Origin of the sequence: Streptomyces sp. TLI_55, assembly GCF_900206255.1 — a bacterium.
GTDB lineage: Bacteria > Actinomycetota > Actinomycetes > Streptomycetales > Streptomycetaceae > Streptomyces > Streptomyces aquilus.
Window position 1 is genome coordinate 8328814 of record NZ_OAOJ01000001.1, and the last position, 26895, is coordinate 8355708.

The window sequence follows — 26895 nt, forward strand, 5'->3', positions numbered from 1 at the left end:
GTGGATATAGTAGGTACCTAGAGGAAAGTGACTACCTCGGAGGGATGCGGATGCGGGTCGCCGACACCGCCACGGAACCTGAAATCGCCTGCCCCATAAGCCCGGTCGTGGACATCGTGTTCAGTCGCTGGACCACCCCGATCCTGTGGAGCCTGCACGCGCACGGCCGCCAGCGCTTCGTCGAGCTGGAGCGGCGCATCACCAGGATCACGCCGAAGGTGCTGACCCAGCGGCTGCGCCAGCTGGAACGGGACGGGCTGGTCGTGCGGACGTACCACCCGGAAGTGCCGCCGCGCGTCGAGTACGAGATCAGCGAACTGGGCCGCAGTCTCGCCCCGCTCTTCGCGCACCTGGCCGAGTGGTCGATCGAGCACCTCGGTGAGGTGGAGGAGGCCAGACAGGCCTACGACGAGGCCTGACACTTCGCCGCACCGCCCGTTCCGCGCGCCTACGACACCGCCTGACGCCCCGGTGTGTCGAGCGTGGCGACCGGCACGATCAGGTCCGCCCGGTCCCGGGTCGTCGCGACCAGCTCGGCGTTGGGCTGGTCCGTGCGCCGCACCCAGGCCACCGCCTCCTCGTGCCCCTTGCCGAACTCCTCGTGCCGGGCCACCAGGCGCCGGATCCGCTCGCCCTCCTCCAGCTCGCAGAACCACACCTCGTCCAGCTGCTCCCGCACCCGCGGCCACGCGCCCGTGCCCAGCAGCAGATAGTTCCCCTCGGTCACCACCAGCCGGGCGGAGGGCGGCACCGGTACGGCCCCGGCGACCGGCTGCTCCAGCACCCGCTCGAAGCCGGGCGCGTACACGATGTCGTCGCCGTCCTCTTCGGCGCGCAACCGCCGCAGCAGCGCCGCACAGCCCGCCGCGTCGAAGGTGGGCGGCGCGCCCTTGCGGTCCCGCAGCCCCAGCCGGTCCAGTTCGACGTCGGCGAGATGGAAACCGTCCATCGGGACATGCGCCACCCACGGCTCACCGCCGGCGTTCAGCTCGCGCACCAGCGTCTCGGCGAGCGTCGTCTTGCCCGCGCCGGGGCTGCCCGCGATGCCGAGGATCGCGCGCCGGTCGCCCCGCGCGAGGGAACGGGCGCGAACGAGCAGGTCGTCGAATGTCAGCGGCACACTGGAGAGTGTGCCACCGGGGCATGTGCCGCCCATTCCCCGGGACGCAGGGAGATGGAGTGAGAGGGGGACGCAGGAGGGAGCCGCCACCGTGTCCGAGGAGACCACCGGGACCGACGAGACCGCCGGGACCGGCGACGCCGCGCAGATCCGCGCGCTGATCACGAAGTGGGCCGACGCCGTCCACCGGGGCGACCTCGACGCCGTCGTCGCCGACCACGCCGAGGACCTCGTCATGTACGACGTACCGGCGCCCCACCACGGCATCCACGGTCTCGCCGCCTACCGCGCCGCCTGGCGCCCGTTCTTCGCCTGGCAGGCCCAGGGCGCCTGCTTCGACATCGAGACCCTCGACGTCACCGCAGGCTCCGACGTCGCCTGGGCCCACGCGCTGCTGCGCTGCGCGACCCCCGAGGAACTCGCCGAACACCCCACCCTGCGGCTGCGGCTGACCTTCGGTCTGCGCAAGGAGAACGGGCGCTGGCTCGTCGCGCACGAGCACCACTCGTTCCCCCACGACTGACCCGCCCCAACCGGAACCTGAGCATATGACCGATCGTCATACAAGTGGGCGAACATCGTGCGGCGCACGGCGCGGCTGCGGGTTAATTTGTCCCTGTTTCTGTTCTTTTTACGGCTCCTGACCAGAGCCGAGCACCTCCGTGGCATCGACGGGGTAAGGGGTGGACGATGGCGCACGGCATGAATGCCCTGCTCGCCGAGGGACGACGGAGCGAGAGGGTGACCGTGCCCATCACGTTCCGGTACTGGCGGGGCGACGCGCTGCTCGCGGCCGTCGCCGGGGTCTTCGTCCTCGCGCAACTGCTGCTCGTCCGGCCGGGGATGGGCCTCGGCTGGGACGAAGCGGTGTACGTCAGCCAGGTCGGCTCCGGCGCGCCGCCCGCCTTCTTCAGCGCCCCGCGCGCCCGCGGCGTCTCCCTGCTGGTGGCGCCGATCGCCTCCTGGTCGACGTCCACGGAGCTGCTGCGCGTGTACCTCGCCGTCCTCTCGGGCCTCGGCCTCTATCTCGGCCTGCGCGTGTGGCACGGGCTGTTCCGGTTCCGCGTCCTGGCCGTCGCGGGGGCACTGTTCGCCTCCCTGTGGGTGACGGTCTTCTACGGCCCGCAGGCCATGCCCAACTACTGGGTCGCCATCGGCGCGCTGATCGCCGTGGGCAGCTTCCTGAAGGGCCGCGTGTGGGGTGTCCTGGCTGGCGCCGCCCTCATGGCGTGGATGCGGCCCACGGACGCGGTGTGGGTGACGGTGCCCCTGCTCGTGTTCGCGGTCGCGGCCCGGCGGTGGCGGCCGCTCGCCGCGCTCGTCACGGGGCTCGCCCTCGGCGCGGTGCAGTGGATCATCGAGGCGTACGTCTCCTTCGGCGGCCTCTCCGAGCGGCTGCACGAGGCGTCCCGCATCCAGGGCGGGCTCGGCTGGAACATGGCCGTCGACGACCAGATGCGCAGCCTGGCGGGGCGCGCGCTGTGCCGGCCGTGCACCGGATCGATGCCGAATCCGCTGGTCACCGCGTGGTGGTACGTCCTTCCGGTGCTCGCCGTGCTCGGGCTCGTCGTCGCCGTCCGTGCTGGCCGCACCGAGCGCACCCTGGTGCCGCTCGCGTGTGCCGTCACCGCGGCCGTCCCGTACCTGTTCATGATCGGGTACGCCGCACCGCGGTTCCTGCTGCCCGCCTACGTGCTGCTCGCGCTGCCGGTCGCCGAGGCGCTCCTGTACCTGGCCACCAGGCCGAACGGCACGTGGCGTCCCGTGGCCGCGACCGTCCTCGCCGTCGGCCTCGCCCTGCATCTGGCCGTCCAGGTGAGCGTCCTGCACCGCGCGGTCTCCAACTCCACCGCCTCCCGGCAGGGATGGGAGCGCACCGCGGCCGAGCTGCACCGCCTAGGAGTCCGCCCGCCCTGCCTGCTCACCGGGCACGAGGCCATCCCCATCGCCTACTACACCGGCTGCTCCTCCGCGGCGACCGGCGGCCACAACGCCAACTCCACCGCGGCCGAGATCCGCGCCACGGCCCGCCACATCCCGGTCGCGTACCTCACCGCCCCGGACGGCGCCACGGCCCGGTACGCCCGCCACTGGACGCCGTACCAGACGGACGGGGTACTGGTGCGACTGGCACCGCCGGGCCCGGACGGGGGCGGCAAATGACGCCCGAGCGGGGTGGGGCCGGTGGGTGGCAGCGGATGGCGTTGGTGCCGGTTGGGGCAGGTGGGTGGCGTCGGATGTCGTCCGTGCCGGTCGGGCCCGGCGGTTGGTGGCGGATGGCGGCCGCGCCGGTCCGGCGCGGAGCGCGGCGGCGCGTGGCGCCTGAGCCGTTCGGGGGCGGGGCGGTGGTCGTGTGGTCGGCGTCTCCAGGTCTCGCGGATGGTGTGCGGTGACGTCCGGATCGGTCGTCGTCAGCCCGTCTCGAAGACGCGTCTACTGGCAGACCGCCGTCACCCTCGCCGTCCTCGTCGGCACCGCCTGTCTGGCCCGGCGGCACTGGCCGACGCTGGAACGCGGGGCCGTGCGGCTCGCCGTCGCCGACCAGGGCTGGCTGCTGGTGGGCGGGGTCGCCGCCGCCGCGACCTGGGTGTGCGCCGCGCTGGCCCAACAGGGCGCGGTCGTACCGCGGTTGCCTCAAGGGCGGCTGGTGGCCGCGCAGTTCGCCGCCGGTGCCGCCAACCACCTGCTGCCCGCCGGGCTCGGCGCCGGCGCGGTGAACCTCCGCTTTCTGATGCGCTGCGGTCTGACCGCGGGGCGCGCCGCGAGCGCCCTCGCCGTCAAGGGGACCGCCGCCGCGGTCGTCCGAGTGGTCCTGACCGTCACCCTCGTGGTCGCCTGCCCCGGCATGCTGCAGATGCCGCTGTCGCACCTCGCGGTCCTCGCCGCCCTGTTCGCCGCCGTCGCGTGCGTGACCCTCCTGTTGGCCTGGTCCCGGTGTCGGCGCGCGCTCGCGACCGTCCTCGCGGACATCAGGGCCGTGCACGCCAACCCGCCCCGGGCGGCGGCACTTTGGGGCGGCCAGCTGGCTTTCGCCGCCCTGCACGCTCTCGTCCTGATCGCCGTCACTCAAGCCGTCGCCCTCTCCCTGCCCCCGGCCCGGGTGGCCCTCCTGTACGTCGCCGCCAGCAGCGCCGCCGCGCTGTTGCCCACGCCCGGCGGCCTCGGTTCCCTCGACGCCGCCCTCGCCTTCGCCCTCACGGCGAGCGGCGCCCCGGGCGCGACCGCCGCCTCCGCGGTCCTCGGCTACCGCCTGCTGACGGTGTGGCTGCCGCTGATCCCGGGCCTGGTGGTCCTGGCCGTACTGGTACGCCGCAAAGCCCTCTGAGCCCCACCCGTGTTTCCCCTCCGCGGACTTCAGGTAGGACACGTTTGTCGGCCCGGAGACGACCAGGGGGGACCACGATGACGGCGAGTGACCAAGGCGGGCGGCTGGGGGAGGAGTTCTTCACTCCCGGGACCTCGTCCTTCACCGAGTTCCTGACCGCCCACCGCCCGGACCTGCTGCCCACCCGCAAGCCCTTCCCGGACCACGTCCGTGCCGCCCCCGACCGCTTCCCGCACGGCACCACCGTGCTGGCCCTCGCCTACCGCGACGGCGTGCTCATCGCCGGCGACCGCAGGGCCACGATGGGCAACCTCATCGCCCAGCGCGACCTGGAGAAGGTGCACCCCGCCGACGACTACACGGCCGTCGCCTTCGCGGGCACCGTCGGTCTCGCCCTCGACATGGTGAAGCTGTACCAGGTCGAGCTGAAGCACTTCGAGAAGATCGAGGGCATCCCCATGACCCTCAACGCCAAGGCGAGGCGGCTGGCGGGCATGATCCGGCAGAACCTCGGCCAGGCCATGCAGGGTCTCGCGGTCGTGCCGCTGCTCACCGGGTACGACGACGCGGCGCCCGAGGGCGAGCGGGGCCGCATCTTCAGCTTCGACGTCGCCGGGGGCCTGTACGAGAAGCAGGACTTCCATGCCGAGGGGTCCGGTTCGCCGTACGCCCGGGGCGCGCTGAAGAAGCTCTTCCGGCGGGGCATGTCCCGGCGCGAGGCCGCGCTCGCCGCGCTCCAGGCGCTGTACGACGCCGCGGACGACGACTCCGCGACCGGCGGCCCCGACATCAGCCGCCGCATCTTCCCGATCCTGTCGGTCATCACCGAGGACGGCTTCGAGCGGCTGGCGGAGCCGGTGACGGAGGAGCTCAGCCGGGAGATGGTGGAGCAGCGCCGCGCCCGACCGGACGGCCCCAGCGCGACACCCTGACCCCTTTCACCAGGCTCTTTTCCCTCTCGTGGGGAAGATCTGCCGCGGCCTTTACTGCACATGAGTTGCAGTTACTGGAGGATGGCATAAGGCTGCCTGTAGCGGCCGCTTCGCCGAACGAAAGATCCTCCCGATGCCGGTCGCCCCTGACTCCGCTCCGCCCCTCCCCGCCTCGGCCACCGCAAGCGCCGGGGTCTGGCAACGCGTCCGCGGCTCCATGACGCGTGAGGAGTGGATCAGGGTCGGGGGGATGGCCGCGTTCATCCTCGCCCTGCACGTCATCGGCTGGTTCACCCTGGTCGTCCTCGTGGCGCCCGAGCACTACAGCGTCGGCACGAAGTCCTTCGGCATCGGCATCGGCGTCACCGCGTACACCCTCGGCATGCGGCACGCGTTCGACGCCGACCACATCGCCGCGATCGACAACACCACCCGCAAGCTGATGGGGGAGGGCAAGCGGCCGCTGTCGGTCGGCTTCTGGTTCTCGCTCGGCCACTCCAGCGTCGTCTTCGGCCTGACCTTCCTGCTCTCGCTGGGCATGAAGGCCCTCGCGGGCCCGGTCCGCGACGACGACTCCTCGCTGCACGACGTCACGGGCCTGATCGGTACGACGATCTCCGGGACCTTCCTGTACGTCATCGCCGGCATCAACCTCGTGATCCTGGCCGGGATCTGGAAGGTGTTCCGCCGGATGCGCTCGGGAGACTTCGACGAGACCGCGCTGGAGGAGCACCTGAACAACCGCGGCTTCATGAACCGGCTCCTGGGCCGGGTCATGGGGTCGGTCACCAAGCCGTGGCAGATGTATCCGCTCGGCCTCCTCTTCGGCCTCGGCTTCGACACCGCCACCGAGGTCGCCCTGCTCGTCCTGGCCGGCTCGGGCGCCGCGTCCGGGCTGCCCTGGTACGCGATCCTGTGCCTGCCCGTCCTGTTCGCGGCCGGGATGTCCCTGCTGGACACGATCGACGGCACGTTCATGAACTTCGCCTATGGCTGGGCCTTCTCCCAGCCGGTCCGCAAGGTCTACTACAACCTCACCATCACCGGCCTGTCCGTCGCCGTCGCCCTGCTGATCGGCACGGTCGAACTCCTCGGCCTGCTCGCCGAGAAGCTCGACCTGCACGGCCCGTTCTGGACCTGGGTCTCCGGCCTCGACCTCAACACCCTCGGCTTCGCCGTCGTAGGCCTGTTCGTGCTGACCTGGATCGTCGCGCTGGTGGTGTGGAAGGCCGGCCGGATCGAGGAGAAGTGGACGGCGGATCTGGCGGACTGACCCCGCTCACAGCCGAAGTTCCTTGCGCCACTTCACCATCTGCCTCTCCGGATCTCCCGTGTACGACCAGGGAGTGCGCGTGGCGAGGGCGCCCTGGACACGCAGCAGTGGGCCCGCGATGTCCGTCAGGCCCGCGTGACAGGCCGCGTGGGTCAGGTAGTTGAGGTCGCGCAGCTCACCGGGGGCGACGGCCCGCGGGCTGTCGGCGAACCAGCGGTGCCAGGTGCGGCGTACGTCGCCGACGGCGCCGTCGTTGCTCCAGTGCTCGGCGAGACCGACCGCGGAACGGCGCCCCTGGGCCGCGTCCAGGGCGTAGCGGTACTCCTCCACGCGGGCGTACTGGACCAGGACGGGCAGCGCGCAGCCCGGCGGGGCCACCCCGGCGGCGTCGCGGGCGAAGTCGTACATCAGGCCGTGCGTGCCGTGCCAGCGGGACGAGTAGTAGTGGAGTATCTGGAGGTGGCCTTCCACGCTGTACGGGTCGCGGCGGTGCAACTCGTCCCACCAGCGCGCCAGTTCCTGTCTGCGCACCCCGGACGGATAGAGCCGGGCGACGGAGATCAGGGAGATCCATGGCGTCGGATCGTCGAGGTAGGCGTCGGCGGCCTGGAGGCAGGCGAGCACGGCGGTGTCGATGCGCTGCTGGTCGATCGGCACGCCACGGCCCGCGGCGATCGCCACGTTGAACGCCCGGGCGGTCTCCGTCGCCGCCCGCAGCACCAGCGCGTCGGCGCTGTGCGGTTCGGCGGCCAGCCAGGACTCGGCCGTCGAACTGCTCGCGCAGGCCTGCGCGAGCAGCCGGACGCGGTGGCCGCGGCTGAGCCAGTCCGGGCCGGTCGCGCGCAGCAGCTCCCGCAGTCCCTGCCAGCGGCCGATGACGATGTCGTGGCGGGCGTCGGTGAGGGCCGTGTCGCCGCAGTCGGGGTCGAAGTCGAGGGTGAAGCGGTCTCGCGCCATTACCGGCTCCCTCAGAAGTCGGTGGGGAGACCCTCGTGGGCACGGGACTGCGCGATCATGAGGCGGTCGGGGACGTAGTCCGTCTCGACGGTGCGCGTGGCGTCGAGTGCGGCGGGCCGGTAGTAGTCGCTGCCCTGCCGCCAGTACCAGAGCATCGGCAGCAGTCCGACGGCGAGACCGCCGATGCCGATGGTGACCGCGGCGGCGCTCAGCTCGCTCAGCGACTCCACGAAGACCCAGAACATGAACACGGCGCCCAGCAGCGGCCACAGGCCGCCGAGCAGGAAGTGGGCCGCCGATCTCAGCAGCGTCTTGCGGTAGGCGACGACCGCCGCGAGGCCCGCGAGTCCGTAGTACACGGCGATCTGGAGTCCGATCGCCGAGATCGCGTCGGAGAGGATGTCGCCCACCGTGCCCAGCAGGTTGGAGGCGATCAGCATCACCAGCGCCACCACGCCGACCACGCCGATGGCCACCGACGGCGTGTTCCAGCGGCGGTGCACCTTGCCGAGCGCGGCCGGCATCGTACGGTCGCGGCCCATCGCGAACAGCGAGCGCGTGACCTGGATGAGGGTGGTCTCCAGTGTGGCGATGGTCGACAGCATCACCGCGACGATCAGCAGCTTGCCGCCCCAGCCCGGCCAGATCTCCTCGCCCAGCACGGCCAGCACATTGGCGTCGTTCTCCTCGATCTGCCGCGAGGACAGCACCATGTTCACGGCGATGGTGAACGCCTCGAACAGCAGGAAGACCACGCCCACCCCGATCAGGCCCGCGAGTCCGGTCGTACGACGGCTGTTGCGGGTCTCCTCGGAGAGGTTGCTGGTGACGTCCCAACCCCAGTAGTAGAAGGCGGCGATGAGCGCCCCGGACGCGAAGCCCGACACCCCGTCGAACTGGCCGAAGCCGAACCAGGACCAGTCGAAGGCGCGGGCGTTGTCCGAGTGGAAGAGGGCCAGCACCGCGAACAGGGCGAGTATCGCGAGTTCGATGCCGGACATGAGCAACTGGGCGCGGACGGTGAGCCGGGCGCCGCCGAGCACCACCAGCAGCATCACCACGAACCAGCCCGCACCGACCAGCGTCGACAGCGCGGTGTTGTCGGCGAGTCCCTCGTCGAACAGGGCCAGCGTCATCGACCCGGCGGGCAGCGAGCCGGCCACCATGAAGAGGGTCGCCGACACCACCAGCGCCCAGCCGCTCAGAAAGCCCAGGAACGGGTGTAGCGTTCGGCCCACCCATGAGTAACTGGCGCCCGCGTTCACGTCGATACGGCTGAGCCGGCTGAACGCCAGGGCGATGCCCAGCATGGGGATCGCGCAGTACAGCAGGGCGGCCGGGCTGGCGAGGCCCACCGCACCGACGAGGACGGCGGTGGTGGCGGCGATCGAGTACGCCGGGGCGCTGCCCGCGACGGCCATCACCACCGTGTCGAAGGTTCCGAGGGCGCCTGCTTGCAGCCCTCTGCCCCTGTTGTTGCTCATGACTTGCTGCTTTCCGTCGTGCACGACGCGGGGGCGACCAGAACCCCGACGGCGTAGGGGGGTGGGGGGTGGAACCCGCCTCCCACGGCGAGGGATGGCCTCGGGCAAGGGGCGGCACAAAGGGGGGCGGCAGACACCGTTCAGCACTGCGTCGGCAGACGGTCACACCGTGTGTGCGAGTGATGATAGCCCTCCCCGTCGGCCTTTCAAGATTGGCCGGAGGGGAATCTCCCGCTTCCAACTCCGCCGCAGGTCAGCAGGGTTGCCCGGGGCGGAGCCGGAGGCTGTGGCTCAGTCGCCGATGCGGTCGATCTGGCGGAGCTTGTTGGTGGCGTCCAGGGCGGCGACCTTGTAGGACTCCGCGAGCGTCGGGTAGTTGAACACCGCGTCGACGAGATAGTCGACCGTGCCGCCGCAGCCCATCACGGACTGGCCGATGTGGATGAGCTCGGTGGCGCCCGTCCCGAAGCAGTGCACGCCGAGGAGGGTGCGGTCCTCGGGGGACACCAGCAGCTTCAGCATGCCGTGCGAGTCGCCGATGATCTGTCCTCGGGCCAGCTCCCGATAACGGGAGATACCGACCTCGAACGGCACGCTGTCCTTGGTGAGTTGGTCCTCCGTCCGGCCCACGAAGCTGATCTCGGGAATGGTGTAGATGCCGATCGGCTGGAGGTGGTGCATCCGCCCGACCGGCTCCCCGAAGGCGTGGTACGCGGCCGAGCGGCCCTGCTCCATCGACGTCGCGGCCAGCGCCGGGAAGCCGATGACATCGCCGACGGCGTAGATGTGCGGCACCTCGGTGCGGTAGAACTCGTCGACCGTGATCCGGCCGCGCCGGTCCGCCGACAGGCCGGCCTTGTCCAGGTCGAGGTCGTCGGTGAGGCCCTGCCGGCCCGCCGAGTACATCACGGCGTCGGCGGGGATCTTCTTGCCGCTCTCCAGGATCGTCAGCGTGCCGCGCGGATGCCGCTCCACCGCGGCCACCGTCTCGCCGAACCGGAAGGTCACGGCGAGGTCCCGCAGGTGGTACTTGAGCGACTCGATCACCTCGACGTCGCAGATGTCGAGCATCCCGGCCCGCTTCTCCACCACGGTGATCTTGCTGCCGAGCGCGGCGAACATCGACGCGTACTCCATACCGATGACGCCCGCCCCGACGATGACCATCGAGCGCGGCACATGCTCCAGGGCGAGGACGTTGTCGGAGTCCATGATGGTGCGCCCGTCGAACTCGACACTGTCCGGGCGGGCCGGCCGGGTGCCGGTGGCGATGACGATGTGCTCGGCGCTCAGCAGACGTTCCTGACCGGTCACCTCGCGCAGGGCGACGGTGTGGGGGTCGACGAAACGGCCGGTTCCGGCGTAGAGGGAGACATGGTTGCGGGAGAGCTGGCTGCGGATGACGTCCACCTCGCGACTGACCACGTGCTGGGTGCGGGCGGTCAGATCGGCGACGGTGATGTCCTCCTTCAGCCGGTAGCTCTGCCCGTACAGATCGCGCTGGGTGAGACCGGTGAGGTACAGCACCGCCTCGCGCAGGGTCTTGGAGGGAATGGTGCCGGTGTGGATGGAGACCCCGCCGACCATGTCGGGGCGGTCGACGACGGCCACCCGGCGGCCCAGTTTGGCCGCGGCGATGGCGGCCTTCTGGCCACCCGGGCCGGATCCGATGACGAGCAGATCAAAGTCGAAGTCGGGCACCCTCAGAAGTGTGTCAGTTCAACGGCCCGCTCCGGAAGAGCGGACAACTCCTCGTCGATGATGATCAGTTGAGCGGCGGGGTGCCGAGTCCGCCGCGCGGCGCGACAATGCCGTCATGGGCCATCGACTCGACGACGTGAGCGCCCCCGCCCGGCTGGCCGCCCCCGACGAGGGCATCGGCCGGGACGAACTCGCCCTCGCGACCCGCAACCACGGACTGCCCCTGGAAGCCCTGCGCTACGACGTCACCCCGCCGGGCCTGCACTACGTGCTGACGCACTACGACATCCCGTACGTCCCCGACGACACGCAGTGGCAGCTCACCGTCGGCGGCCTGGTCCGCCGCCCGCTCCGCCTCACCCCCGCCGACCTGCGGGCGTTCCCGCAGGTCACCACCCGGGTGACGCTGGAGTGCGCGGGCAACGGCCGGGCCCTGCTGACACCCCGCCCGGTCAGCCAGCCCTGGCTCGTCGAGGCCGTCGGCACCGCCGACTGGACCGGAGTGCCGCTGCGGCTGCTCCTGGAAGAGGCCGGCGTCGAACAGGGCGCCGCGGACGTGGTGTTCACCGGCGCGGACCACGGCGTGGAGCGCGGCGTCGAACAGGACTACCAGCGCGCCCTGCCGATCGGAACGGCCACCGGCACCGAACCCGAGGTTCTCGTGGCGTACGCCATGAACGGCGCCCCGCTGCCACCACAGCACGGCCGCCCGCTGCGCCTGGTCGTGCCCGGCTGGTACGGCATGGCGCACGTGAAGTGGCTGCGCGAAGTGACCGTCACCGACACCGCGTTCGAGGGATTCCAGCAGTCCGTCGCCTACCGGCTGCGCCGGCACCCCGGCGACACGGGCGAACCCGTCACCCGGATCGCGCCGCGCGCCCTGCTGGTCCCGCCGGGGTTCCCGGACTTCATGTCCCGCACCCGCGTGGTCCGGCCCGGCCCCGTGCCGCTGGAAGGGCGCGCCTGGTCGGGGCGGGCGCCCGTGACCCGCGTCGAGGTGAGCGCGGACGCCGGACAGACCTGGCAGGAGGCCGGACTGGAGCCGGACGCGGGGCACCGCTGGGCCTGGCGCCACTGGCGCTCCACCTGGACGGCGACCCCGGGCGAGCACACGCTGACCGCGCGGGCCACCGACGCGGACGGCCACACCCAGCCGCTGGACCAGCCGTGGAACCGCGGCGGCTTCGCCGTCAACCTCGTCCAGCGGGTGCCCGTCCTCTGCCTCGACGAGGACGCGCACGCCTGAAGGGCCCGACGCGAGCCGGGCCCGGACGTCGTACGGCTACGGCAGCAGCTTCTCCAGCGCGGCCGGCCCCTCGGACTCCAGCTTGCGCCGCGCCCACTCCAGGTTGCGCGGGGTCAGGTCGCGGCCGGCCGCGAGCACCACGTCCTCGGGGGACACCTCGGAGCCGGCCCCTGTGTGCAGCAGGGCGTCGGGGGTGGCGCGGTCCTCGGAGGGCCCGGCCGCTTCGGGCTGTGACGTCGGCATGATGTGTGCTCCTCGGGTCGTCATCGGGTCCGATATCACCATTCACCCGGGGAGCGCCGTCTGCATCCGGAGAGACGCCCGCCCCGGATGCCGGGGGGATCGGGCGGGCGTCTAATGGGGGTAGCGAGCAAAGGCGAATGCCATGGCACCCACCCGCAGCACGCCAGGGGACGGGGGGCCCGCCGCCACCGGGGGACTGCGGCGGCTGGGGCAGTGGTGCGCCCGGCATTTCGTGATCGTCCTCGTGGCCTGGCTCGTCGCCATCGTCGCCCTCCAGATCCTCAACCGGTCCGTCGGCGGCGAGTACGAGGACAACTTCTCCCTTCCGGACGTGCAGTCGCAGCAAGGTCTGGACGTCCTGAAGAAGCACGACCCGGCGGCCGGCGGCTACAGCAGCCAGATCGTCGTGCACGACGCGCAGAAGCCGCTGACCTCGCTGGACTCCCAGATGTCCACGACGGTCGGTGATCTGCAGAAGCTGCCGCACGTCCTGGCCGTCCAGAACCCCCTGACCGTCTCCACCACGCCGGTCGGACCGCTGTCCAAGGACGCGAAGACGGCGTACGTCACCGTCCGCTTCGACGTCCAGCCCTCCACCCTCGGCGACGCCTACCTCCACGGCGTGGACAGCGCGGTGCACCCGCTGCGGGCAGCCGGCGCCGACGTCGAGTACGGCGGACCGCTCGGCGAACTGGCGCGGCCCGCCGCGGACGACCGGGTGAGCGAACTGATCGGCTTCGCGGTCGCGATCGTCGTCCTGCTCATCGGCTTCGGCAGCGTGATCGCCGCCGGACTGCCGCTGGTGACGGCTCTGCTCAGCGCGATCGGCGGGCTGGCCTGTCTGGGACTGCTCGCCGCCGCGTTCACCTTCGCCACCGTCTCGCCGACCCTGGCCACGATGATCGGCCTCGGGGTCGGCATCGACTACGCCCTGTTCCAGATCACCCGGCACCGGCAGAACCTCATGGACGGCGCCGACCCCGTGACCTCGGCGGGCCGCGCGAACGCCACCAGCGGCCGCGCCGTGCTCGTCTCCGGCTGCACGGTCATCGTCGCCCTGGCGGGCCTGTCCGCGTCCGGCGTGACCTTCATCAGCAAACTGGGCTTGGCCGCCGCCGTGACGGTGGTCTCCGCGGTGCTCGGTGCGCTCACGCTGGTGCCCGCCCTGCTCGGGCTCATCGGCACCCGCATCGACCGCTACCGGGTGCGCCGTCCCGTCGCCGAGACCGACGCCGCGGCGGGGGAGACCCCGCAGGGCACCTGGCACCGCTACGCCCAGCGCGTCGAACACCATCCGCTGCGCTATCTTGCCGCGGGCGTGGTGACCGTCGTGGTCCTCGCCATCCCGGTGTTCTCGATCCAGCTCGGCCACATCGGCGACGGCGCCGACCCGACCTCCTTCACCGACCGGCGCGCCTACGACCTGATGACCGACGCGTTCGGACCCGGCTCCAACGGCCCGCTCACCGTCGTCGTCGACCAGACCTCCGTACCGTCCTCGCAGCGCTCCTCCCTCGCCACCCAGGCCGGCAAGACCCTCGACGGCGTGTCCGGCGCGGCCTTCGTCACCCCGCTCACCCCCACCAAGGACGGCGACGTCCTGATCAGCACCGTCTACTCGAAACAGTCGCCGCAGAGCGCCGCCACCACGGACCTGACGAACCGTCTGATCGACGACACCCTGCCCGCCGCGGTCTCCGGCACCAAGGCCCAGGGATACGTCACCGGCACGACCGCGGCCCAGGTCGACTTCCGCGACATCGTCGCGAGCCGGCTCCCGCTGATCATCGGCGTGGTGGTCGCCCTGGCCTTCCTGATCATCCTCGCCGTGTTCCGCGGCCTGCTCGTCGCCCTGAAGGCCGCCGTCCTCAACGTCGTGTCGATCGCGGCCTCCTACGGTGTCGTCGTCGCCGTCTTCCAGTGGGGCTGGGGCGGGCCCGCGCTCGGCGTCTCGGGCAAGGTGCCCATCGAGAGCTATGTGCCGATGATGATGTTCGCGATCATCTTCGGGCTGAGCATGGACTACGAGATCTTCCTGCTGTCCCGAGTCCACGAGGCCTGGCTGCACACGGGGGACGCCAAGGCGTCGGTCGCGCACGCGCTGGAGATCACCGCGAGGGTCATCACGTGTGCTGCGCTGATCATGGTGAGCGTGTTCGCCGCGTTCATCGTCAGCGACAACATCGTGGTCAAGATGCTCGGGCTGGGCCTCGCGGTGAGCGTGTTGATCGATGCGACCGTGGTGCGGCTGCTGATGGTGCCGGCCGTGATGACACTGCTCGGCCCGCACGCCTGGTGGACACCCCGGTGGCTGGACCGGATGCTGCCGCACATCGACGCGGAGGGGGAGGCGGAGTCGGCCGAGGAGCGGCCCACGGTCATGCAGGGCTGAGCAGCTCAGACTGGACTGAGGACGAGCATCGTCACGTCGTCGACGGCGGTACCGCCATGGCCGAGCAGGTCCCGCCACACGCGCTCCACCAGGACCGCCGGTTCCAGGTCCATGAAGCCGGTGAGCCGCTCGGTGAGCGGATAGAACGCCCCGCCCCCATCCCTGGCCTCGGTGACGCCGTCGGACGCCAGGAAGAGCCGGTCACCGCTCAGCAGCGGCAGGGTGAGCCCGGCCGGGGACCCGGCGCCGCCCAGCCCCAGTCCCAGCGGCACGCCCGCCGCCACCTCCAGCTCGACGGCCCGCCCCTCGCGCAGCAGCACGGGTGCCGGATGCCCGCACACCACGATCCGGACGGACCGGGCGTCGGCGGCGAAGTCCAGCAGTACGGCGGTCGCGAACAGCTCGGCGTGCGGCACGTCCGCCGAGTCCACCACCAGCCGGCGGTCCAGGCGCGCCGCCACCGACTCCGGGTCCGGCTCGTCCAGCACCGCCTCCCGGAACGCGCCCAGCAGCGAGGCGACGGTGGCCACGGCCGCCAGCCCGTGCCCCTGGACGTCCCCCATGACCGCCCGCACGCCGTGCGGCCCCCGGCGTACGTCGAAGAAGTCGCCGCCGACGAGCGTGCCGCGCTGCGCCGCCCGGTACAGCCCCGCACACCCCACGGGCCCCACCCGCGCGGGCAACGGCGGCACGACCGCCCGCTGCGCCGCCTCGGCCACCGCCCGCTCGGTGACCAGTTGGGCGTCACGGTGGCTGCGGACGAAGGACACGACCACGCTCAGTGCCGCGACGAACCCCACGGTGAGCAGGTCGGTGTTGCCGGGGTCGTCGAGCCGGAACGCCGGGGCGACCAGGACGGCCACGACGAGGCCACCGAGGACGGCCGTCGCGGCGGGGCCGTACGAGAGCACGGCCAGCGGGGGGATCGCGCCCAGCAGAAAGCCGATGTCCAGCGGCTCGGGGCTCGCGAGGGTCGCCGCGCACACTCCCGCCAACAACGCGACGGGCAACACCCGCACCCACCCGGGCGGCGGCGCCCCGCGCAACCAGCCCTCCTGCTCCGCCTCCCGCTCCTTGCCCACGCCTCCACGGTCCTCCGTACGGGGGTGGGACGCATGCCGAGGGGGTCGTCAGGGCGCCGGGTGAGGCGTGGGCCGGGGATGCAGCCGGAACACCTGCACGACCGCCCTGGCGTGCAGGGCGTCCAGGGTCTTGATCTGCTGCTCCGCCCTGCGCAGCAGCTGTTCGAGCCGATCGGCGTCCAGACGCGGCTCCAGCGCCGACACCGGCAGCAGCGCGCGCCAGAGCGACGCCTTGCCCTGCACGCCCAGCCGCAGGGCCTCCAGCTCGACCAGCACGGCGAGGCCGGAGCGGCGCAGCACCCGGCCGTTGGGCTTCACGCGCGCGATCCGCTCCGCCAGCCAGGCGAGGCCCCGTTTGTAGCGCCGCACGGGAACATCGAGGTCCCTCAGCAGCGCGGCGAGCGCCCGGCGGTCCTGGGCGATCTCCGTCGCCAGTTTCTCCAGGTCGTTGCCGTATGCCGACGCGTGATGCTCCTTGGCCATGCGGCGGGCGAGCGCGGTACCGCTCGTGGCGCCGGCCAGATGGTCGTTGAGGTAGATGTCCAGCATTTTGTGCCGCGCCGGACCGTCGACGGACTTCCGTGTCGGCACGTTCATGGTGTCCCTCCCGGGCCTGGACTGCTCCGACCGTCACCGAGTGCCCCGCTCGCCCTTGAACACGAGCGGCGGTCCGGGCGGAAGGCGAGCGGTACGGAAAAACCGCTGGCGCGTTCCCCGATGGATCTTCTAACGTGTCCACGTCACGCCCCAGGACCGACGGAAGGAGGCGAGTGCCATGCAGTTCACCGACATCCAGCGCTCCCTTCCCGTTGCCCCGGGCGTGCACGTCTGAGTTCCCGGGAGCGCTTCACGCAGCCTGTATCCCGGAGGAACCCATGACCGGTCTGGTCATCCGCGCGCTCGACGAGAGCACCGCCCATGAGTACGACACGCTTCCCGACCCCCTCGGCGTGCGCGCCGCGCATCCGCTGACCCGGCACCGCCCCGACTGGCAGCGGATCGCCCTGCGCGACGGCCGGGTCGTCGCCCGCGCCGCCTGGTGGGGCGGCCCCGACGACACCGAGCCGCTCTGCGTCGACCGCCTCGACCTGGCCGAGGGGGAGACCGAGGCGGCGGCGGAACTTCTGCGCACGGCGCCCTGGCGCGTCGACATCGACTTCAGCCTGCCGCCCGGCTGGCGCGACGACCCGGCCCTGCGCCCCGCGGTCGAGGCCCGCTTCGCCGCCGCGCGAGCCGCCGGCTACGAACTCCTCGTCGAGCGCTTCCACTACCGCTGGACCACCGACTGCGGCCTGCCCGAGCGGACCGGCCGCCTCGTCCACGCCCCCGAGCCCGACGACGCCGTCTTCTTCGACGCGCTGCGCCGCATCCACTCCGCCACCCTCGACGCCCACAGCCAGAAGGCCGCCGAGGAAGGAGGCCTCGACCGAGCGGCCCAGGAGGAACTGGACTTCTTCCGCTGGTGCCCCTCCCCGCGCGAATGGTGGCAGGTCGCCCGCACACCGGACGGAGAGCTGGCCGGCATCCACATCCCCGCACGCAACCACCAGGCCCCGATCATCGCCTTCATCGGCGTCGTCCCGGAACAGCGCGGCCACGGCTACGCCTACGACCTGCTGACCGAGTGCACCCACTACCTCGTCGAGCAGGGCGCCGAGTACATCGTCGCGGCGACCGACCAGGGCAACTTCCCCATGGCCGCGCACTTCGCCAAGGCCGGCTATCCCGTGACCCGGGAGCGGGTCAACTTCCATCTCCCGGCGGACGCGCGGTAGCCACGACGGCCTCCGTCAGTGCCGGATGACAAGGTGAACGCAGGCATCGGCACCGGGTGACGGAGGCGCAGTGGGGTTCGACAGTCAGGTCTGGCAGGTGCGCGGCGGCGACGGTCCGGTGGGGGAGATCCTCATCGACGAAGCCGACTTCCCCTGGCTGTCGGGCCAGTTCACGGCAGGGCCGGGCTACGACGTCGTACGAGAACTGTTCGCGCGGGAACTCGCCCTGGCCGAACGGGACGACGACGGTCACCGGGAGGAGTGGGAGCGGGTCTACGACGAGATCCGGCGGCGGGTGTCGCTGGTCTCGCCGGACGGCCCGGTCCCCGAGTTCCTGCTGCACATCGAGGGGGACCGGGCCTGGTTCCGGTGGAGCGACAAACCGTTCGACGACTAGCCGTCGTACCTGGGATCTTGGGTGGTCGTCGTGACCGTGGAGAGGACCCCTGTGCAGCGAGCAGCCGATGCCATCGCCGACCACTACGGACTCGGCGGTGGACCGTGGACCATGACCTCTGTCGCCCGTGGGGCGCTGGGGCAGATCTGGAAGCTGTCGGGAAGCGGCACCACGTGGGCGGTGAAGGAACTGCTCTTCGGCTGCGACGAGGGACAGGTACGGCGCGAGGCCGCACTGCGGGACGCCGCCGAGGAACTGGGGACCTCCGCGCCCCGGCTGCTGCCCAACCACGACGGCTCCCACGTCACGCGGCTCGACGGTTCCTACGTCAAGGTGTACGACTGGGTCGGCGGCAGCCCGGCCGACCCCACCGACCCCGAGACGCTCGGCTGGTGCGGGCGCACGCTGGCCCTCCTGCACCGGGCCGGCGAAGGGGCCACGGAGGCGCCGGACGCCTGGTACGAGGAGTGTCCCCAGGAAGCCGACTGGGCCCGTCTGTCGAAGGACGTGCGCCGGGCCGGGGTGGAGTGGGCGGACGAGCTGGCCCGGTTCCTCGACACCCGAATGCCCGAACTGGCCCGGCACGTCACACCGTCCGGCCCCGACGGCCTGGTGACCTCGCACCTCGACATGCAGCCCCCGAACGTCCTGGTCGGCCCGGCCGGCCCCACCCTCATCGACTGGGACAACGCCGGCGTCATCTCGGCGGAACGTGAACTCGCCCGCGCGCTCTACGTATGGGCGGGCGGCAACGCCTTCTCCGCCGAGGCCGCCCGGCGCCTCACCCGCGCCTACACGGACGCCGGAGGCCCCGCCCGGATCACGGGCCTCGACTCCTTCTCGATGCTCTTCGCCACGGACCTGAATTTCGTGTACGTCCAGGCCGAGTGCGCGATCGACCCCGAAGTGACCCCGGAACAACGCGAGTTCGCGAGCAACAGGGTCGTCGACACCCTGGCGACCCTGCCGGACCCGGCTGCCGTGACCCGCCTCGCGACGACCGCAGGGACCTGAGCCTCAGCCGCCGCCCGCCAACCACCGCCCGCGTCAGGGGCGTTCCTCGCCCAGCAGGCCCTCCGCCGTGGCCAGGATCTCGGTGACGCGCAAGCCGAACGCGGCGTCGCACGGGTGCGGTCGGCCGGTGCGAGCCGCGGCGAGCAGGGCGTCCGCCGCGCGGACCAGGGCCGGCACCGCGCCCTCCGGGCTGCGCGGCAGCAGCGTGGCCCCCGCCTCGCCGCGCAGTTCGACGGCCGCGCCCGCCGCAGCGGGCGGCGCGCTCAGGCTCAGGGTGAGGGTGCTGGACGCGCCACCGGTGTGTTCGAGGACGAGATGCACGGTGTCCGCCGGACCGTGGGCGGCCGCCGTGACCCGTCGTACGTCGCCGAGGACCGGCAGCAGCACCGACAGCGCGTGCGGGCCCACGTCCCACAGCGCGCCCTTCTCCCGCCGCCACGGTGACGCCCCGAAGGGGCTGTCGGTGGTGAACACCGCGCCCAGCCACTCGGCGCGCGCGGTGAACCAGCCCTCCACCGCCGCCTGTTCGGTGATCCACGCCTCGGTCACGGCCTGGAAGCGCGTCGTGAAGAACACGACCGAGGCGACCCCGGCCTCCCGCACCGCGTCCACCACGGCCCGCCCCTGCTCGACCGTCGGCGCCAGGGGCTTGTCCAGGAGCAGATGGCAGCCCGCCCGCGCGGCCCGTACCGCCAGCTCGGCCTGCGCCCCCGGCGGCAGCGCCATCGCGACGGCGTCCACGTCGGCGAAGAGCGCGTCGACGTCGTCGTAGGCCCGCGTGCCGAAGCGGCCCGCCAACTCCTTCGCGGCGTCCGGACGGCGGCCCCACACCCCGGCGAAGTCCAGTTCCGTGTGCTCGCTCAGGGCGGGCGCGTGCGCCCCCTCGGCCCATGGGCCGGTGCCGAGCAGTCCGATGCGCATACCGCCGCCTCTCACCGTCGTCGCTGGTCGAGGGCGAGCGTGCCACACGTACCCGAAGCCCGCGCAAGCGGATCGGGAAGACGGGTCGCACACCGGTCGACGTGCCGCGCAATTCAGTCCTCGCAGTGCTGAATGCGTTCTCTTTCTTCTATTGGACCTGTGGGCCCGGACCGGTTCAGGCTGAGACGGGTGTCCGGCCGGGCGGCCGTGTGTCGATCCACCGGACATTCGCACCCGTACGGCAGCCGCAGAGAGGTCACACCCCATGCACACGCGACGCATCGGTGACGTCGAGGTCAGTGCCATCGGCCTGGGCGGAATGCCCATGTCCATCGAGGGACGCCCGGACGAGGCGCGTTCCCTCGCCACCCTGCACGCCGCCCTCGACGCGGGCGTGACGCTCATCGACACCGCGGACGCCTACCACGTGGGCGCCGACGAGGTCGGCCACAACGAGACCCTGATCGCGAAGGCCCTCGCCTCCCACGACCGGGGCGGGGACGTCCTCGTCGCCACCAAGGGCGGCCATCTGCGGCCCGGCGACGGCAGTTGGACCCTCGACGGCCGCCCGGAGCATCTGAAGGCGGCCTGCGAGGCGTCGCTGCGCCGGCTGGGCGTGGAGGCCATCGGGCTCTACCAGTTCCACCGCCCCGACCCGCGGGTGCCGTACGCCGACTCCGTCGGTGCCGTGCGGGACCTGCTGGACGAGGGCAAGATCCGGATGGCGGGGATCTCCAACGCGAACCCGGAGCAGATCCGGCAGGCGAACGACATCCTCGGCGGACGGCTCGTCTCCGTGCAGAACCAGTTCTCCCCGGCCTTCCGCTCCAGCGAGCCGGAGCTGGAGCTCTGCGACGAACTCGGCGTCGCCTTCCTGCCGTGGAGCCCGCTCGGCGGTATCTCCCGGGCGGGTGAACTCGGCTCCGCCTACGCGCCGTTCGCGCGGATCGCCGAGGTGCACGGGGTGAGCCCGCAGCGGGTGTGCCTGGCCTGGATGCTCGCCAAGTCGCCGGTCGTCGTACCGATCCCGGGGGCCAGCCGGCCGGAGACCATCCTCGACTCCCTCGCTGCGGCCGACCTCACCCTGAGCGCCGCGGAGATCGCCACGCTCGACCAGGTGTAGCCCCAGGGAGTGCCCGCCCGACCAGTCGACCCCGGGAAGGACCACCGCCCATGGCCTCGCCGTTGGAGAGACCGCTCGACCACCGCTACCGGGGCGAGCACCCCATCCGCACCCTCGCCTACCTGTTCCGTGCCGACCGCCGCCGCCTCGCCGTGGCGGTCGGCGTCTTCACGGTCAAGCACAGCCCCATCTGGCTGCTGCCGCTGATCACCGCGTCCATCATCGACACGGTCGTCCAGCACGGTCCGATCGGCGACCTCTGGCTGAGCACCGGGATCATCCTGCTGATCCTGCTGGTCAACTACCCGCTGCACGTGCTCTACGTCCGCCTGCTGTACGGCAGCGTGCGCCGCATGGGCACCTCGCTGCGCTCCGCGCTGTGCACCCGCATGCAGCAGCTGTCCATCGGCTACCACTCCCGGGTCAGCGCCGGCGTGTTGCAGGCCAAGGTCGTGCGGGACGTCGAGACCGTCGAGCAGATGGTGCAGCAGACCGCCGAGACCGGCCTCGGTGCGGGCACCGTGCTCATCGGCGGGCTCGTCATCATCGGCATCCGCACCCCGGAGTTCCTGCCGGTGTTCCTGGTCGTCGTCCCCGCCGCCGCGCTCGTCGTGGCCCGCCTCAGGGCCCGGCTGCGCACCCACAACGAGCACTTCCGGCACGAGGTCGAGACCCTGTCGTCCCGGGTCACCGAGATGACCCGGCTGATCCCCGTCACCCGCGCCCACGGCCTGGAACGCAAGGCGCTGCGCCGCATCGACGGCACCCTGCACCGCCTGCTCACCTCCGGCAACCGCCTCGACCTCGTCAACGGCCGCTTCGGCTCGCTGGCCTGGGTGGTGCTCAACGTCGTCGGCGTGCTGGTCCTCGCGGGCGCCGCGCTGGTGTCGTACTACGGCGTCTGGGGCGTCACCCCCGGCGACGTGGTGATGCTCAGCGCGTTCCTGACCACCCTGACCAACTCCACGACGACGCTGGCGGGGCTCGCCCCGGTCATCACCAAGGGGCTGGAGTCGGTGCGTTCGGTGGGCGAGGTGCTCCAGGCTCCCGAACTGGAGGACAACGCGGGCAAGTCCGAGGTCGGCGAGGTCCGCGGGGCCGTCGCCTTCGAGCGGGTCGGCCATGTGTACGGGGACGGGGAGCGGCCCGCCGTGCACGACTTCACCCTCGCCGTGCGGCCCGGGGAGACCATCGCCCTGGTCGGCGCCTCCGGCGCGGGCAAGTCCACCGTCCTCAACCTCGTCATCGGCTTCATCCGCCCCACCTCGGGCCGGCTGCTGCTCGACGGCACCGACATGAACGACCTCGACCTGCGTACCTACCGCCGGTTCGTGTCGGTGGTGCCGCAGGAGTCGATCCTGTTCGACGGCACGATCCGGGAGAACGTCGCCTACGGCATGGAGGACGAGGCCGACGAGGAGAAGGTGCGGGCGGCTCTGCGGGACGCCAACGCGCTGGAGTTCGTCGACCGGCTGCCGCAGGGCCTGGACACGGTCGTCGGCGAGCGCGGGGCCCGGCTGTCCGGCGGCCAGCGCCAGCGCCTCGCGATCGCCCGCGCCCTGATCCGCGACCCCCGGGTCCTCGTCCTCGACGAGGCCACCTCGGCGCTGGACACCCGCTCGGAGGCCCTGGTCCAGGAGGCCCTCGCCCGGCTCCTGCACGGCCGCACCACCTTCGTGGTGGCCCACCGGCTGTCCACCGTGCGCGGCGCGGACCGGATCGTCGTGCTGGGCGACGGCCGCATCCAGGAGATCGGCACGCACGAGGAACTCCTGCGCCGGGGCGGTGCGTACACGGCGCTGCACAGCGGGCAGGTGGCCTGAGCGGTGCCCTCCGGGCGGCACCGGCGCCCGGAGGGCACGCGCGCGACGGTGGTCCGTCAGGCGGCGCTGCTGCGCGGGACGCGGTGCGGGCAGCGGGTGTCGTGGTCCGTGCCGCAACTGGTCCACCAGCGCTCGCAGCACGCGGCGTCGAGCTCGGCCTGGACGACGTCGTCGGCGGCCTCGGCGATGCCGAGACCGCCCGCGTACCCGGCCGGGGCGGCCGCCGTCCGCTCCTCGTGCCACTCGGCCTCGCGGACGACGGCGATGACCGGGACGAGGCTCGCGGCGGCGAGGAGATACACGGCCCACGTGGGGCCGTGGCGGTGCTGCAGGACCGAGGTCCAGGCGAGTCCGGCGCTCGTGGCGACGTAGATCGCGCAGAGCAGGCGGGGGAGCCAGTTCATGACGTACACCGTTCGTGCGAGGGGATGCCCCCTGTTCAACTGCCGAGGGCCCGTGGGGAAGCGGTTCGGTTCCACGCTCGCCGGAACGTCACTCCTGTGGGTCTCCCGCAGGCCGGATTCGAGCGCCACTCGGGCACGAAGCGTCAGGATTCCGTCAAATGCGGGCCCGGATGCGGGAGATGTGAGCATGCCGGAACCGGGCCCGTGGACCGATCCGTCTTGAGAGGGGCTGTTCCGTGTTGGTGCCGGACCCGAAGGTCGTCAGGAAGCTGCTCACGCAGTACGCGTCGCTTCAGATCGCCCACGCCGAGCGCGGCGACGCCATGGTCGCGCGGGAGTTGGAGGACGTCAACTACACCCTGTGCGTCCTGATGGGCGCCAGCGCGGTCCACGACGCCGTGGCCAAGGCGGACGCCCTGATCTAGGGTCTTTTCGAACTCACGTGGAACGCGGCGCGGTAGGCCTGCGGAGTGGTTCCGGCGACGCGCCGGAACCGCTCGCGGAACGCGGTCGGGGAACCGAACCCGGCCTGCCGCGCGACGCGTTCGATCGGGTGGTCGCTGTTCTCCAGCAGGTACTGGGCGCGCCGCACCCGCGCCCGCAGCAGCCACTGCAGCGGAGTGGTGCCGGTCTGCTCACGGAAGCGGCGGCTGAAGGTGCGCTCGCTCATCCCCGACCGGGCCGCCATCGCGGCCAGGGTGATCTCGCGGGCCAGGTTGTCCTCGATCCACTCCAGGACCGGTTCGAGGGTCGAGCCGCGCGGCACCGGCGGATGGTCCAGCACGATGAACTGGGCCTGGCCGCCCTCCCGTTCCAGGGGCATGACCGACATCCGCGCGGCATCGGCGGCGACGGCCGACCCGAAGTCGCGCCGGATCAGGTGCAGACACATGTCGAGGCCGGCGGCGGCACCCGCCGAGGTGAGGATCCGGCCGTTGTCGACGTAGAGGACGTCCGGCTCCACCCGCACCCGGGGGAAGCGGCGGGCCAGTTCGCCCGCGGCCACCCAGTGCGTGGTGGCCCGCAGCCCGTCCAGCAGCCCGGCCTCCGCCAGCACGAACGCGCCCGCGCACACCGAGGCGATCCGGGTGCCCGCCGCCGCGGCCTGCCGGAGCGCGTCGAGGACGGGGGCGGGGGTGGGACCGGCCTCGGGGGAGCAGCCGGGCACGATGATCGTGTCCGCGTCCGCCAGGGTCTCCAGGCCGTGTTCGACGCGGAGCGAGAAGCCGCCGTCGGCCCGCACCTCAGGAGACTCGGCGCACAGCCGGACCCGGTAGGGCCCGCGGCCGTCGGGCAGCCGCGTCCAGTCGAAGACCTGCATCGGCGCCGCCATGTCGAACGGCACCACCTGGTCGAGAGCCAGGATCGCCACGGTGTGCATGAAGACCACGATAAGCGGGTTCCCGCCAGCCGCTGTACCAGGGGACAGAGAGAAAGACCAACGTCAGCACGGTTGGCGAGAATCCGTTGGCACCTGTCGTTCCAGCCCCTGTGCGACGGTCGCGAAGATCCCTAACGTGGGCCGCCGACCACCCACGACCGACCCTGGACCTCACCCGATGACCAAGCTCCTGCTGTCCCTCCATGTCCTCGCGGCCATCGTCGCCGTCGGCCCCGTCACCGTCGCGGCCAGCATGTTCCCGCCCGCGGCCCGCCGGTCCGGCGACGACGGGGCGGGCACGGGCACCGTCGCCCTGCTGCACCGCATATGCCGCGTCTACGCGGCCCTGGGACTGGCCGTCCCGCTCCTCGGCTTCGCCACGGCCGCCGCGATGGGGGTGCTGAGCAGCGGCTGGCTGATCGCCTCCATGGCGCTGACGGCCACGGCGGCAGGCGTCCTGGTGGCCTTCGTTCTCCCCCGGCAGTCGGAACTCCTCGAACAACTCGACGCGGGGCAGCCCGTCGAGCGCTCCGAATCCGCCCAACTCGCCATGTTCACCGGCGTCTTCAACCTGCTGTGGGCCACCGTCACCGTGCTCATGATCGTCCGGCCCGGCTCCACGACGGGAGCGTGAGTCAAGCCGAACGGAGGAATTCACCCCGCAGGGTGCAGGGACGCCTAGACTCGACAGCCGTGCCCATACCTGTGGGCCGTGACACGAAAGGCACGTTGACGGGTGTTCCAGGATTCCCCCATCTATGACCGACTCATCGCGGAGCGCGGCGACATACCCACTCAGGTTCGCAGGGAGGCCGAACGAGTCAGCAGGGAACTGGAGTTCGTCATGCAGCCCTTCCAGTCCGTCGGCCGTTCCCAGCTCGGCGAGCTGCCCTCGCCGCCTCCGCCGCCCCCGGGCTGGCAGCGCAACGCGCTCATGCCCGGCCCCGGACAGCTGTGACCCTCAGGTGAGCGCGGTGTTCGCGCCATTGACCTGTGCCCCCTCGCCCGGCACGGGACGGGCCAGCCACTCGGCGATGGTGCGCGCGATCGGCTGACCCGTCTCCACCTCCACGAAGCCGAACTGCCCCGACTGGTTGCACTCCAGGAACCACCACGTCCCGTCGGCGTCCTCCGCGAAGTCGAAGGCGCCGTAGGCCAGTTCGGCGCCCCGCAGATAGGCGCGCACGGCGTCGGCGACCCGCGGCGGCACCTCTGCGGCCTCCCACGGATGAGTGGGGGAGGCGAAGCGGACGTCCACCTCGTCCGGGTCCGCCGCCGTGGACTTGCGCGCGGCCAGCATCCGCTCACCCACCACCGTGAGCCGGATGTCCGCCCGCTTGGCTATCCGGCGCTGGAGCAGCGTCGGACCGTACGCCACGGCCCCGAAGTCCGCGTCCGGGGCCACCCTGCTGGTCGGCACCGCCCGCGGCGGATCCTGCGGATGCGCCCCCGACACCGGCTTGACCACCAGATCCGGGTACCGCTCGGCGAACTCCCGGGCGGCCTGCGGAAAGGTCGTGATCAGCGTGGCCGGCACGGGCAGCCCGGAGCGCTGGGCCAGCCGTAGCTGCCAGGGCTTGTGGCGGGCCCGGCGGGCCGCGTCCGGGTGGTTCATCCACCGCGCCCGCGAACTGCGGAGCATGCCGTAGAGCGCCTGCGACGACTCCTCCGTCAGCCACTGGGACGGCTCGGCGGCCCGGGTGGCGGCCGTGCCCGGTCGGCGCACCCACACGGACCGCAGCCCGTCGATGCTCACCAGCCGCCCCCCGGACGACAGATGGCCGCGGAAGGAGCCGTGCACGTACTCCCCGGACAGCGCCGCGCTCCCCGTCAGATCGGCCGGGTCGAGCCGGACCACCGGCACCCCGGACGCGTTGAGATGGGCGACCACCATGTCGGCGGTCACGTCTTCCTCACAGGTCAGGATCAACACGGTCATGTGCGCAGGCCCGTGTTCAGTCGTCGAAATGGGTCTTCGAACCGGCAGTTGACGTCGTCGTTCCGAGCTCTCTCAGCAACGCCAGGTCATGGGCGGCTATCCGCCCGTCCGAGAGCACGTTCAACTGCCGTCCGGAGTCGTACACATACGGAGTGGTGGCCTCCGACTGTGCTGCCGGGCGGGCGTAGTTGAGCGCGAACGGTTGCATCGTCTCTCCCTCGTGGATGCTGCGCCGAGCCGGCGGCGGTCACTCGCACCGTCGCCCGGGTCGCCGACTGCCGTCGGCCTCCTGAGACTTATACGAATCGAACGAGTGGTTGGTTTCCTTACCGTGTGTAACCAGAGGCGGTGGGGGGAGCGGGG

The 26895-nt window shown here is 71.8% G+C and carries 28 protein-coding genes; 16 read left to right on the forward strand and 12 right to left on the reverse strand.

Annotated elements, in window-relative coordinates; genetic code table 11:
* The first annotated feature begins 44 nt into the window (after positions 1 to 44).
* Positions 45 to 419, forward strand: a complete 375-nt coding sequence (locus CRP56_RS38120; protein ID WP_373559728.1) for a winged helix-turn-helix transcriptional regulator — start codon at positions 45 to 47, stop codon at positions 417 to 419.
* 29 nt (positions 420 to 448) lie between these two features.
* Here CRP56_RS38120 and CRP56_RS38125 read toward each other — a convergent pair whose 3' ends face one another.
* Entirely contained in the window at positions 449 to 1120 is a 672-nt protein-coding gene (locus CRP56_RS38125; RefSeq protein WP_097271954.1) for a nucleoside/nucleotide kinase family protein, read from the reverse strand.
* Between the two features lie 91 nt (positions 1121 to 1211).
* Between CRP56_RS38125 and CRP56_RS38130 the strand changes: the two genes are divergently transcribed.
* The 5 genes from CRP56_RS38130 to CRP56_RS38150 all read left to right on the forward strand — a co-directional run bounded on the left by CRP56_RS38130 (position 1212) and on the right by CRP56_RS38150 (position 6650).
* A complete protein-coding gene (locus CRP56_RS38130) occupies positions 1212 to 1643 on the forward strand; it encodes a YybH family protein (RefSeq protein WP_097271957.1) in 432 nt (143 codons plus the stop codon).
* Between the two features lie 167 nt (positions 1644 to 1810).
* Entirely contained in the window at positions 1811 to 3283 is a 1473-nt protein-coding gene (locus tag CRP56_RS38135) for a hypothetical protein (protein ID WP_097271959.1), read from the forward strand.
* Positions 3284 to 3509: 226 nt separating this feature from the next.
* Entirely contained in the window at positions 3510 to 4445 is a 936-nt protein-coding gene (locus CRP56_RS38140) for a lysylphosphatidylglycerol synthase transmembrane domain-containing protein (protein WP_097271961.1), read from the forward strand.
* A gap of 77 nt (positions 4446 to 4522) precedes the next feature.
* A complete protein-coding gene (prcB, locus tag CRP56_RS38145) occupies positions 4523 to 5377 on the forward strand; it encodes a proteasome subunit beta (RefSeq protein WP_097271963.1) in 855 nt (284 codons plus the stop codon).
* Positions 5378 to 5510: 133 nt separating this feature from the next.
* Complete coding sequence (locus CRP56_RS38150) at positions 5511 to 6650, forward strand: HoxN/HupN/NixA family nickel/cobalt transporter (protein WP_179851218.1); 1140 nt, start codon at positions 5511 to 5513, stop codon at positions 6648 to 6650.
* Positions 6651 to 6656: 6 nt separating this feature from the next.
* Here the strand turns inward: CRP56_RS38150 and CRP56_RS38155 are convergent, their stop codons facing one another.
* The 3 genes from CRP56_RS38155 to sthA form a co-directional block, all read right to left on the reverse strand.
* Complete coding sequence (locus tag CRP56_RS38155) at positions 6657 to 7607, reverse strand: hypothetical protein (protein WP_097271965.1); 951 nt, start codon at positions 7605 to 7607, stop codon at positions 6657 to 6659.
* 11 nt (positions 7608 to 7618) lie between these two features.
* Positions 7619 to 9091: an APC family permease gene (locus CRP56_RS38160; RefSeq protein ID WP_097271967.1), complete on the reverse strand. Its 1473-nt coding sequence runs from the start codon at positions 9089 to 9091 to the stop codon at positions 7619 to 7621.
* 291 nt (positions 9092 to 9382) lie between these two features.
* On the reverse strand, positions 9383 to 10792 hold the full coding sequence (gene sthA, locus CRP56_RS38165; RefSeq protein ID WP_097271969.1) for a Si-specific NAD(P)(+) transhydrogenase: 1410 nt from the start codon (positions 10790 to 10792) through the stop codon (positions 9383 to 9385).
* Positions 10793 to 10907: 115 nt separating this feature from the next.
* Between sthA and CRP56_RS38170 the strand changes: the two genes are divergently transcribed.
* Positions 10908 to 12038 (forward strand): sulfite oxidase, encoded by a 1131-nt coding sequence (locus CRP56_RS38170; RefSeq protein WP_097271971.1) that lies wholly within the window; start codon positions 10908 to 10910, stop codon positions 12036 to 12038.
* Between the two features lie 36 nt (positions 12039 to 12074).
* Here CRP56_RS38170 and CRP56_RS38175 read toward each other — a convergent pair whose 3' ends face one another.
* Positions 12075 to 12281: a hypothetical protein gene (locus tag CRP56_RS38175; RefSeq protein WP_097271973.1), complete on the reverse strand. Its 207-nt coding sequence runs from the start codon at positions 12279 to 12281 to the stop codon at positions 12075 to 12077.
* Positions 12282 to 12423: 142 nt separating this feature from the next.
* Between CRP56_RS38175 and CRP56_RS38180 the strand changes: the two genes are divergently transcribed.
* On the forward strand, positions 12424 to 14673 hold the full coding sequence (locus CRP56_RS38180) for an MMPL family transporter (protein ID WP_097271975.1): 2250 nt from the start codon (positions 12424 to 12426) through the stop codon (positions 14671 to 14673).
* Positions 14674 to 14678: 5 nt separating this feature from the next.
* Here CRP56_RS38180 and CRP56_RS38185 read toward each other — a convergent pair whose 3' ends face one another.
* Both CRP56_RS38185 and CRP56_RS38190 read right to left on the reverse strand, forming a co-directional pair.
* Entirely contained in the window at positions 14679 to 15755 is a 1077-nt protein-coding gene (locus tag CRP56_RS38185; RefSeq protein WP_257041530.1) for a PP2C family protein-serine/threonine phosphatase, read from the reverse strand.
* A gap of 48 nt (positions 15756 to 15803) precedes the next feature.
* Positions 15804 to 16352, reverse strand: a complete 549-nt coding sequence (locus CRP56_RS38190) for a hypothetical protein (protein WP_097271977.1) — start codon at positions 16350 to 16352, stop codon at positions 15804 to 15806.
* Positions 16353 to 16630: 278 nt separating this feature from the next.
* Between CRP56_RS38190 and CRP56_RS38195 the strand changes: the two genes are divergently transcribed.
* The 3 genes from CRP56_RS38195 to CRP56_RS38205 all read left to right on the forward strand — a co-directional run bounded on the left by CRP56_RS38195 (position 16631) and on the right by CRP56_RS38205 (position 18941).
* The gene (locus CRP56_RS38195; RefSeq protein WP_097271979.1) at positions 16631 to 17530 is read left to right on the forward strand and encodes a GNAT family N-acetyltransferase; all 900 of its coding nucleotides are present in this window, start codon (positions 16631 to 16633) and stop codon (positions 17528 to 17530) included.
* A 70-nt stretch (positions 17531 to 17600) separates the two neighbouring features.
* On the forward strand, positions 17601 to 17927 hold the full coding sequence (locus tag CRP56_RS38200; protein ID WP_097271981.1) for a hypothetical protein: 327 nt from the start codon (positions 17601 to 17603) through the stop codon (positions 17925 to 17927).
* A gap of 51 nt (positions 17928 to 17978) precedes the next feature.
* The gene (locus CRP56_RS38205) at positions 17979 to 18941 is read left to right on the forward strand and encodes a phosphotransferase enzyme family protein (RefSeq protein WP_179851219.1); all 963 of its coding nucleotides are present in this window, start codon (positions 17979 to 17981) and stop codon (positions 18939 to 18941) included.
* Positions 18942 to 18974: 33 nt separating this feature from the next.
* Here the strand turns inward: CRP56_RS38205 and CRP56_RS38210 are convergent, their stop codons facing one another.
* Positions 18975 to 19862 (reverse strand): Gfo/Idh/MocA family protein, encoded by an 888-nt coding sequence (locus CRP56_RS38210; RefSeq protein ID WP_097271983.1) that lies wholly within the window; start codon positions 19860 to 19862, stop codon positions 18975 to 18977.
* Between the two features lie 265 nt (positions 19863 to 20127).
* Here CRP56_RS38210 and CRP56_RS38215 point away from each other — a divergent pair, with 265 nt between their 5' ends.
* Both CRP56_RS38215 and CRP56_RS38220 read left to right on the forward strand, forming a co-directional pair.
* Positions 20128 to 20985 carry an aldo/keto reductase gene (locus CRP56_RS38215; protein WP_097271985.1) on the forward strand — a complete coding sequence of 286 codons (858 nt, stop codon included), beginning with the start codon at positions 20128 to 20130 and terminating at the stop codon, positions 20983 to 20985.
* Between the two features lie 50 nt (positions 20986 to 21035).
* The gene (locus tag CRP56_RS38220) at positions 21036 to 22808 is read left to right on the forward strand and encodes an ABC transporter ATP-binding protein (RefSeq protein WP_097271987.1); all 1773 of its coding nucleotides are present in this window, start codon (positions 21036 to 21038) and stop codon (positions 22806 to 22808) included.
* A gap of 56 nt (positions 22809 to 22864) precedes the next feature.
* Here the strand turns inward: CRP56_RS38220 and CRP56_RS38225 are convergent, their stop codons facing one another.
* The gene (locus CRP56_RS38225; protein ID WP_097274866.1) at positions 22865 to 23212 is read right to left on the reverse strand and encodes a hypothetical protein; all 348 of its coding nucleotides are present in this window, start codon (positions 23210 to 23212) and stop codon (positions 22865 to 22867) included.
* 236 nt (positions 23213 to 23448) lie between these two features.
* Here CRP56_RS38225 and CRP56_RS38230 point away from each other — a divergent pair, with 236 nt between their 5' ends.
* Positions 23449 to 23637, forward strand: a complete 189-nt coding sequence (locus tag CRP56_RS38230) for a DUF5133 domain-containing protein (protein WP_097271989.1) — start codon at positions 23449 to 23451, stop codon at positions 23635 to 23637.
* Here the strand turns inward: CRP56_RS38230 and CRP56_RS38235 are convergent.
* Positions 23634 to 24593 carry a GlxA family transcriptional regulator gene (locus CRP56_RS38235; protein WP_097274868.1) on the reverse strand — a complete coding sequence of 320 codons (960 nt, stop codon included), beginning with the start codon at positions 24591 to 24593 and terminating at the stop codon, positions 23634 to 23636. The two genes, CRP56_RS38230 and CRP56_RS38235, sit on opposite strands and share 4 nt — an antisense overlap.
* Before the next feature lie 178 nt (positions 24594 to 24771).
* Between CRP56_RS38235 and CRP56_RS38240 the strand changes: the two genes are divergently transcribed.
* Both CRP56_RS38240 and CRP56_RS38245 read left to right on the forward strand, forming a co-directional pair.
* The gene (locus CRP56_RS38240) at positions 24772 to 25227 is read left to right on the forward strand and encodes a DUF2269 family protein (protein WP_097271991.1); all 456 of its coding nucleotides are present in this window, start codon (positions 24772 to 24774) and stop codon (positions 25225 to 25227) included.
* A gap of 102 nt (positions 25228 to 25329) precedes the next feature.
* Positions 25330 to 25551, forward strand: coding sequence for a hypothetical protein (locus CRP56_RS38245; protein WP_097271993.1), 222 nt, complete (start codon positions 25330 to 25332; stop codon positions 25549 to 25551).
* A 3-nt stretch (positions 25552 to 25554) separates the two neighbouring features.
* On the opposite strand, the gene tgmB is transcribed toward CRP56_RS38245, so the two are convergent.
* Positions 25555 to 26532: an ATP-grasp ribosomal peptide maturase gene (gene tgmB, locus CRP56_RS38250; RefSeq protein WP_097271995.1), complete on the reverse strand. Its 978-nt coding sequence runs from the start codon at positions 26530 to 26532 to the stop codon at positions 25555 to 25557.
* Positions 26533 to 26548: 16 nt separating this feature from the next.
* Positions 26549 to 26740, reverse strand: a complete 192-nt coding sequence (tgmA, locus tag CRP56_RS38255) for a putative ATP-grasp-modified RiPP (RefSeq protein WP_097271997.1) — start codon at positions 26738 to 26740, stop codon at positions 26549 to 26551.
* Positions 26741 to 26895: the final 155 nt, after the last annotated feature.

Excerpts from the sequence above, each read along its gene's own strand:
- CRP56_RS38120 (WP_373559728.1), top strand. The coding sequence starts at position 45 with ATGCGGATGCGGGTCGCCGACACCGCCACGGAACCTGAAATCGCCTGC.
- CRP56_RS38135 (WP_097271959.1), top strand. The coding sequence starts at position 1,811 with ATGGCGCACGGCATGAATGCCCTGCTCGCCGAGGGACGACGGAGCGAG.
- prcB (WP_097271963.1), top strand. The coding sequence starts at position 4,523 with ATGACGGCGAGTGACCAAGGCGGGCGGCTGGGGGAGGAGTTCTTCACT.
- CRP56_RS38150 (WP_179851218.1), top strand. The coding sequence starts at position 5,511 with ATGCCGGTCGCCCCTGACTCCGCTCCGCCCCTCCCCGCCTCGGCCACC.
- CRP56_RS38155 (WP_097271965.1), bottom strand. The coding sequence starts at position 7,607 with ATGGCGCGAGACCGCTTCACCCTCGACTTCGACCCCGACTGCGGCGAC.
- CRP56_RS38160 (WP_097271967.1), bottom strand. The coding sequence starts at position 9,091 with ATGAGCAACAACAGGGGCAGAGGGCTGCAAGCAGGCGCCCTCGGAACC.
- CRP56_RS38170 (WP_097271971.1), top strand. The coding sequence starts at position 10,908 with ATGGGCCATCGACTCGACGACGTGAGCGCCCCCGCCCGGCTGGCCGCC.
- CRP56_RS38175 (WP_097271973.1), bottom strand. The coding sequence starts at position 12,281 with ATGCCGACGTCACAGCCCGAAGCGGCCGGGCCCTCCGAGGACCGCGCC.
- CRP56_RS38180 (WP_097271975.1), top strand. The coding sequence starts at position 12,424 with ATGGCACCCACCCGCAGCACGCCAGGGGACGGGGGGCCCGCCGCCACC.
- CRP56_RS38190 (WP_097271977.1), bottom strand. The coding sequence starts at position 16,352 with ATGAACGTGCCGACACGGAAGTCCGTCGACGGTCCGGCGCGGCACAAA.
- CRP56_RS38195 (WP_097271979.1), top strand. The coding sequence starts at position 16,631 with ATGACCGGTCTGGTCATCCGCGCGCTCGACGAGAGCACCGCCCATGAG.
- CRP56_RS38210 (WP_097271983.1), bottom strand. The coding sequence starts at position 19,862 with ATGCGCATCGGACTGCTCGGCACCGGCCCATGGGCCGAGGGGGCGCAC.
- CRP56_RS38215 (WP_097271985.1), top strand. The coding sequence starts at position 20,128 with ATGCACACGCGACGCATCGGTGACGTCGAGGTCAGTGCCATCGGCCTG.
- CRP56_RS38220 (WP_097271987.1), top strand. The coding sequence starts at position 21,036 with ATGGCCTCGCCGTTGGAGAGACCGCTCGACCACCGCTACCGGGGCGAG.
- CRP56_RS38225 (WP_097274866.1), bottom strand. The coding sequence starts at position 23,212 with ATGAACTGGCTCCCCCGCCTGCTCTGCGCGATCTACGTCGCCACGAGC.
- CRP56_RS38235 (WP_097274868.1), bottom strand. The coding sequence starts at position 24,593 with ATGCACACCGTGGCGATCCTGGCTCTCGACCAGGTGGTGCCGTTCGAC.
- CRP56_RS38240 (WP_097271991.1), top strand. The coding sequence starts at position 24,772 with ATGACCAAGCTCCTGCTGTCCCTCCATGTCCTCGCGGCCATCGTCGCC.
- tgmB (WP_097271995.1), bottom strand. The coding sequence starts at position 26,532 with ATGACCGTGTTGATCCTGACCTGTGAGGAAGACGTGACCGCCGACATG.
- tgmA (WP_097271997.1), bottom strand. The coding sequence starts at position 26,740 with ATGCAACCGTTCGCGCTCAACTACGCCCGCCCGGCAGCACAGTCGGAG.